This is a genomic window from Zhongshania sp. (assembly GCF_041623545.1).
Lineage (GTDB): Bacteria > Pseudomonadota > Gammaproteobacteria > Pseudomonadales > Spongiibacteraceae > Spongiibacter.
This window is the reverse complement of sequence record NZ_JBFJWS010000024.1, coordinates 19,649-27,030: the sequence shown is the minus strand read 5'-3', so window position 1 is coordinate 27,030 and position 7,382 is coordinate 19,649. Positions and strand designations below refer to the sequence as shown.

Sequence of the window (7,382 nt, the reverse complement as noted above, 5' to 3'; positions counted from 1 at the left end):
TCGACTTAACGGTGCGGGAATATCCTGAGCTGCAAAATGCTCAGATTTCGGTAATCGTTGCGTATCCCGGTGCCGACCCAGCCTTGGTGGAAGGCTTTGTAACAACACCGCTGGAACGGGAAATTGCCTCGGCCGATGGTATCGATTTTCTGACGTCCACTTCGGTGCAGAATAGCGCAAGAATTACCGCAAACCTGCGCCTTAATAAAGACCCAAACGAAGCTTTAACGGAAATTTCATCTAAGGTAGCCAAGCTGCGCAGTCAATTACCCGAGGGCTCGGAAGACCCCGTGATACAGCTGGCAGACGGCGGCAGCACGGCCGCGATGTATATTTCTTTCTATTCCGATATTCTTAGCGATAGTCAGATTACCGATTACGTAGTTCGAGTAGTCGAGCCGGAGTTGGCGGCGATTGCTGGGGTTGAAAAAGTTAATGTACTCGGCGCCAAAAACTATGCGATGCGGGTGTGGCTAAATCCGGAAAAATTAGTCGCCTACGATTTTAGCGCCAGTGAAGTCATGGCGGAAATTCGCAAGCAAAATGTCCTGTCAGTAGTTGGGCAAACCAACGGCAATTACGTGAAGGTTGGTTTGTCTGCGGGCACGGACTTACACCATGTCGATGAATTTCGCAAAATGGTGCTGCGCTCTGAAGACAACACACTGGTGCGCTTAGAAGACGTCGCCACGGTCACCTTGGGCGCAGACAGCTACGATCACAGCGCGTTTTGGGACGGCGAAGACAGTATTTTTGTTAGCTTAAACGTGCGCTCAAATGCCAATTTATTGGAGGTCATCGCCGAGGTTCGCGATCACCTCCCTGGTATTTTCAAGGCCTTGCCAGAAGGGCTGCACGGTGTTCTCTCGTTTGATTCAACAAATTACGTAAACAGCGCCATTAAAGATGTTCGCACTACCTTGATCGAGGCAGTGTTAATCGTTGTCGTGGTTATATTTCTGTTTCTAGGTTCAATGCGCAGCTCGCTTATTCCCGCCATCACGGTTCCATTATCCTTGGTCGGCGCGCTGTTTCTCATGTACTTAATGGGCTTTTCCATCAATCTTCTCACCTTACTGGCGATGGTTTTGGCAATTGGTATGGTGGTTGATGACGCGATCATTGTTTTGGAGAATATTCATCGGCATATAGAAGAGGGCTTGGAGCCTCGAAAAGCCTCGCTCATTGGTGCTCAGGAGTTGGTAGGCCCTGTAATAACTATGACCGTTACCCTTGTGGCGGTCTATGCCCCCATTGGCTTTTTAACGGGAATTACCGGTAAATTATTTACTGAGTTTGCCTTTACCCTTGCTGGTGCAGTGTTAATTTCTGGTGTAATAGCACTGACATTGACCCCGATGATGTGCTCGCGAATTTTGACAGCGTCGAATACTGGCGAAAATAACAATAGATTAGCGGTTTACCTAGACGACAAATTTAATCAGTGGCGGCACAGCTATCGCCAAGGGCTGCATGGCGCCTTAGATCAACGCCATGTTATTGGCGTGTTTGGATTAATTGTCTTGGTATCTTGTTATTTTTTGTTCACCTCAAGTCAGTCTGAATTAGCCCCCGCCGAAGATTTTGGTTTTGCTGCTGCCCTAAATGAGGCCGATGGCTACGCTTCCAAAGAGCACTTGGAACGCTATTTCATGGTCAGCCAAAAAATGGCCCTAGACGATGATGTGATAGACCATGTTTTTGCTTTCAGTACGAATGAGAGTGGCGGCACAAATTCGGCGTTTATGGGCATGATTGCGAAGCCGTGGAGCGAACGCGACAAAACCATGACGCAAATCGCCAATGAGATCAATGTAAAGCTCGGCGGTATGGCTGGGGTGCGGTCAGCAATATTTCAACCGCCAGCGCTGCCCTCGCCGGGGCAGGGCTATCCTGTTGAGTTTGTCCTGAAGTCGACCTCTGATCCACAAACCATGGCAGATGTGGGCAATGCCATTGTGGCACGGGCGGCGAAGAGCAATCGTTTCTTTTATGTTGCGGGCCAGTTGAATATAGATCGTCCCGAATCCGTACTCGATATCAACCGTGAGAAAGCCGCGCTTTTGGGTATCGATATGAGTGCGCTGAGCGCTGATTTGGCGGCAATGATGGCTGGCGGCGAAGTGAATAAATTTGCCTATCAGGGCCGGGCCTATAAAGTCATTATCCAAGTCGAGCGGGAGTCACGTCTCAACCCTGCTCAGTTAGGTGGGTTTTATACCCGCACCGCGAGTGGTGATTTAATTCCGCTATCGACCATTGTCTCGATTCGTGATCGGGTGGTGCCGCGTTTTATTCCTCATGCGCAACAGATGCTGTCAAATAGCATCGTGGCGGTGCCGCGTCCGGACATATCGCAGGGTGAAGCCTTGGCTTTGTTGGAACAAATTGCCAGCGAAGAAATGCCGGCGGGTTTCCAAGTTGATTATGCCGGCTCTTCTCGCCAATTTAAGCAGGAGGGGTCCGCACTACTTGCGACCTTTGGGTTCGCTTTAATCATTATCTACCTGGTGTTGGCGGCGCAATTTGAATCCTTCCGAGATCCACTGATTATTTTGGTCACCGTACCGATGTCAATTTGCGGTGCCTTATTAACCTTGAATATTTTCGCCATGACCAATGGTATGCAATTAACTAATTTTTCGGGGATGACCTTAAATATATACACCCAAGTGGGCTTGGTGACCTTGATTGGCGTTATCTCTAAACACGGTATTTTGATCGTAGATTTTGCCAACCGTCTACAGGAACAGGGCATGTCTAAGCGCGAAGCGATCGAAGAGGCGAGCTCTATACGCCTGAGACCAATACTAATGACCACAGCAGCACTGGTCATGGCCATGGTGCCTCTGCTAATGGCTTCAGGGCCAGGCGCCGCGTCGCGGTTCTCATTAGGTATGGTGATTAGCTCGGGAATGACCATCGGCACGCTGTTTACCTTATTTGTGGTACCCGCAATGTATATGTACATCGGCCGAGACCATCAGGTCATTACCAAGTCTAATCGAGTTGTAGCGGATGAGCTGCCTGCTGGCGCCTAGCGGCATAGCCGCGTATGATTGCGCGGTTTTTTACTGCTCTGGGGATCATCATGATTAAGCACAATAGCTATTTCGACAATAACGTTCAGTCACTGGGTTTTGCGACAGCAGACAAGCCTGCTTCAGTGGGAGTTATGGCGCCCGGTGAATACCGTTTTGGTACTGAGGCCGCAGAACGAATGGAAGTGATGAGCGGAGCTTTAACCGTGTTACTACCAGGTCAATCTGAGTGGCAGACTTTTGCTGCCGGTGAGGGCTTCGATGTGCCCGGCAATAATCACTTCGATTTAAAGGTAGCTGTTAATACTGCGTATCTCTGTATATACGGTTAATTTTTAATACAGCGATTGATCCAAAAAAGGGTGTTTTAAACACCCTTTTTTGTGGCTAAAAATTGGCCATCTTCAGCTCGCCCTCTTTGTTGTACCCCCTGTAAAGCCTGTCATTGCGACACGAATCGTCAAACTTGTGAAAGTGGGCGCATATTTTGCTACGCACTACTCGCAGACCGGCTGGCGGTGCTGGCACGGAACGCCACTTTATCAGCGACCCATAAGGGTCGTTTAACCGATTAGACGGACCGAACTGAATTGCAGTGTCAGCTAGGTTTGTAGCAATTACGTAACGGGGGTTACATGAAAAACACACGAGTTGGGATAGCGTTAACATTAGCCATATTGGCAGCGTCGCCATTGGTAAGTGCTGAAAGCGGGAGTTGCCGGTCGCCGGCACCGGGTATGCCACTTGAGTTGGACGGCTGCAAGGCCGGCGACTCTTTGATATTGCGGGAGGTACATTTCGACAACGATTCTGCGAAGTTGACGCCGTCCGCAATGGACTTTTTGGATCAAGTCGCAAAGGAACTTAAGGAAAACCCGACTATAAAAGTCGCGATTGAGGGACATACCGATAATAATGCGTCCTACGATTACAATATGAGCTTGTCACAGAACCGCGCAAATTCCGCCAAATTTTACTTGGTTTCTGCTGGCGTTAATCCTGCGCAACTCGTGCCTAAAGGCTACGGCTTTACCCAGCCTATAGCGGATAATGCCACCGCTGAGGGTCGGGCCTTGAACCGTCGGGTTGAGCTTGAATTGGTGGGTACACTGGTCTTGGCGAAGGCGAAGCCTAGCAAGGTATATATCTCGACTTTTCACGCCAAACCGCAGCAGTTGGAAGTGCCCGCCGGCGCGGAAATTACCTGGGTAAACTATGACGAAATCTCCCACGACATCAGCTTTGACGGCGCGATGGGCTCGCGGATCTGGACGAGCCCATGGTTAGGTAATACCTATAGCTTGAAGTTTGATCAAGTCGGTACTTACAATTATCGCTGTAGCGTCCATAAAGATGTTAATGGCACTATCGTGGTTAAGCCGACGGTTGATATGCATGTAACGACGGAGTCGCCAGTCTACGGCGGGCAAACAACCTCGTCCTATAAAGCGAATCAAACGACAACGCCGTATGGCGGTTAATCGCCTTTATTTGGATTCCATTGCGGTATTTGACTAGCGCTCTACCGCGACAGGGAGCTAAATCGATGCCTTTTTGCACAGATGCTGAGCGTATTCGCCCAGTATTTGTGCTTATTAGCGACGTTATTGGCTGCAAGGTTTTCGCGTCGCGGCAAAATTGTTTGAGCATAAGCATTATTTTAAATGCGAATGCACATCGATGGTCTGCTCAAACAATGTTTTAAAGTGCTCCTGAATACGCGCTAAATCGAGTAGCGACATACCACTGGAAAAGCCAAACCACACATAGAGGCCGTTAAGGTCGCGAAACATCGGCGGCAAATAGCGCGGGGCCTCGATGAAACCGGCTTGCTGGTAGTGATGGAGAACCGGTACATCATCTAAAGCGACTTTACCCACAAAGAGCATCGGCAGCATTTCCGGCTTATCCGACAGAATCGCACTGCGAATGAAATTCACCGTTTCCACAAAACCCTTCACATAGGACAAATCTTTGGTAAAGCAGCTACCACCCTCTACCATGCCGCCGCGGAAAACCCGCTGGGCAATTTTATAGCTGTCGTGCTGGCTTAGCCCTTGGCTCACAAAGTGACGGTAGATCTCTAGGAAGTCTGCACCGTTCTCGGCCATATCAATGGCGACAACTCGATCGCTAATACGCCTAGCGCGGGCAGGGAATGAGCTAAAGGTTAGCGTTTCAATCAATACTGCTAAGCCTTCTTGCAGGGCAGTAATACGCGGCGAACCAACGCTTAGCCACGTTGCCCAGGGTTGGTTGCGGCCGTTGAGCGTGGTGCCAACGTGGACCCAGCCCTCGTGTACTTCTAGGACCTGCAAATCGAGGCTAGAAAATGAAGAGTGGGTGTTGACCTTGATGCAGTCGCCTCCAGCGGAGGCGTCAGAGACGATACCGTCGGTTTCTTTTACTGTAAAAATACTGTCGGAGAAATACGGCGCAAGGCGCTGCGCTAATTGGCGTACCGCTTCCTCTGCATTGAGATTCTTGGGGTAGGCGGCGGCGAGGTGTTTGGCGGCCGGCAGCGAAAATATGTGGCAGAGCCGCTGGCCCAGTTCAATTAAGCTGAGTTTGTCGCCTCGCAGGTGATCCCGTGCAGAACCGTATAGCTCGCGGCTGGCGGCCATAAAGCGGGGTGTGCCACGGTTTTGCACCATGTCGATGACAATCAAGTACTGCTCGATGGTTTCACCTAGAATTTTGCCCAGCGGGTCTGTCTTGCCCAGTTCTTTATGGACTTGGCTACGCAGTGATTTGAGTTCACTGATTTTACTTTCGGGCTCAAAATTGAGGGCATTTTTTAAATAGTAATTGCGATCAATCGCCGGCAGTTTGCTGGCTTTGTCGGCAAAGAATTGCGTTTCAATACTCTGTGGCCATTTAATGGCGTCGAGAATCAAAATAGGTTTCTGTATCGCAATCAGCGATTCAGAAAGTCGCTTTAGGGATTCGCAGTAGTGGCGGTCGGCGGTGCTCAGTGATTGACTAGACATGCGCAGGGGGCTGCTCCTTTACTGGGGGGTGAATCGCGATCAGGCAACGCAGGCGACTGCGACCAAAACTCGCCATGGTGGTGAAGGCATCGATGCTAATAGGCACGTGCATAAAATCGGTTTCACTCTGCCAGCGGCTGTCATTAGTGTCAGGGTCGCTAATATACACAAAGTGTTCGTCGGTTTTGCTCACATATACCCAGTGTGGCGCGCGGTTGCGGTTAAGTGCCCAGGTACTGATCAATGCCAGCACATTGTCGTGTCGCTCCAAAATTTCACGGAACTGACCGCGGCCCAAGGGGTTAATTTCAATAGTAGCGGGGAAATGCGTGAGTTGCTCGACAAAATCCCGATGGACAAGCTCGATGACCTCGCGTTTATCATTGCTGCGCACGCTGTCTAAAAAAGGTACGCCAGTATTGCTGATATACAGGCTCACACCAAAGTCACGACGCAGTGCCGCAAGGGCTAAGCCGTGGGGGGAGCAGCCACCGTGGCCGGTGGTCATAAAAATGGTGGTGGCTTCCCGCCATAGCTGCAGTTCCTCGCGGCGGCTCATGGTGTATTCGGGCTGAATATTCGCCATGGCCATCATCAGTGCGGCGGGGCCGCAGCTGAACTCGGTGGTTTGCCGGTAATAAGCAGGCGCTTTATGAGGAAGCTGGCTGGTTTCGGGGTGAAGGCGCTTTTCAAAACGCAGCGCGGTACAGCCGTCTTCGTAGTAATCCGCAATATCGTCAAAAACGTGGTAATCAAGCTTTTGATACAAGGCAATGGCAGTAGGATTGTCGTTGCGCACCTCAAGGCGAATAAATAAGCAGTGCCGAGCCACGGCCTCGCTCTCTGCGTCTGCGAGTAAGGTTTTGGCAAGGCCCTGGCCACGATAGTCGGGGTCAAGGGCAATAGAGTAGAGCCTAGCCAAACTGGTGCCGGTACGGAACAGCACTATACTGTAACCGGCGATAACCTCGTCGACGAGTATGACCGAGGTCAAGTGCGCACCGGGTTTGATCAAGCTTTTAAAGCTGCGGCGCGATAGTTTGTCACCACTAAAGCAGCGATCTTCCAATGCCACTAAGGCATCTAGGTCGCTCTCGGTGGCGGGGCGGATAAGACTCATCGTACAGACCTGTTAACGGCGGGGTTGCCATAGTGAATTGTGGGCCGCTAGCGCGGGAAAAGCCAATAGAAATCGTTGCTGTAGCTGACACTACAGAAGAGTATTCGTTCGACAGATGACATAAGCTTAACCGCGATTTCCTTAGCGCAATATTTACGAGTTGCGATGATTGTTAATGCGAGAAATTGGCCGCAGAATGCCGCTAATTGTTTGCCCTGATGAGAGATAACT

General features: G+C 50.4%; 5 protein-coding genes. 3 read left to right on the top strand and 2 right to left on the bottom strand.

Features of this window, described 5'->3' with window-relative positions:
* The 3 genes from ABYT30_RS05220 to ABYT30_RS05210 form a co-directional block, all read left to right on the top strand.
* Positions 1–3,041, top strand: a 3,041-nt coding sequence (locus ABYT30_RS05220; protein ID WP_373095538.1) for an efflux RND transporter permease subunit, incomplete at its 5' end; no start/stop codon positions are given.
* A 50-nt stretch (positions 3,042–3,091) separates the two neighbouring features.
* A complete protein-coding gene (locus tag ABYT30_RS05215) occupies positions 3,092–3,373 on the top strand; it encodes a pyrimidine/purine nucleoside phosphorylase (protein WP_373078894.1) in 282 nt (93 codons plus the stop codon).
* A gap of 303 nt (positions 3,374–3,676) precedes the next feature.
* Positions 3,677–4,522, top strand: coding sequence for an OmpA family protein (locus ABYT30_RS05210; protein WP_373078895.1), 846 nt, complete (start codon positions 3,677–3,679; stop codon positions 4,520–4,522).
* Positions 4,523–4,696: 174 nt separating this feature from the next.
* On the opposite strand, the gene ABYT30_RS05205 is transcribed toward ABYT30_RS05210, so the two are convergent.
* Positions 4,697–6,031, bottom strand: coding sequence for a flavohemoglobin expression-modulating QEGLA motif protein (locus ABYT30_RS05205; RefSeq protein ID WP_373078898.1), 1,335 nt, complete (start codon positions 6,029–6,031; stop codon positions 4,697–4,699).
* A complete protein-coding gene (locus ABYT30_RS05200) occupies positions 6,024–7,151 on the bottom strand; it encodes a GNAT family N-acetyltransferase/peptidase C39 family protein (protein ID WP_373078900.1) in 1,128 nt (375 codons plus the stop codon). The genes ABYT30_RS05205 and ABYT30_RS05200 overlap by 8 nt, the downstream gene beginning before the upstream one ends.
* Positions 7,152–7,382 lie beyond the last annotated feature (231 nt).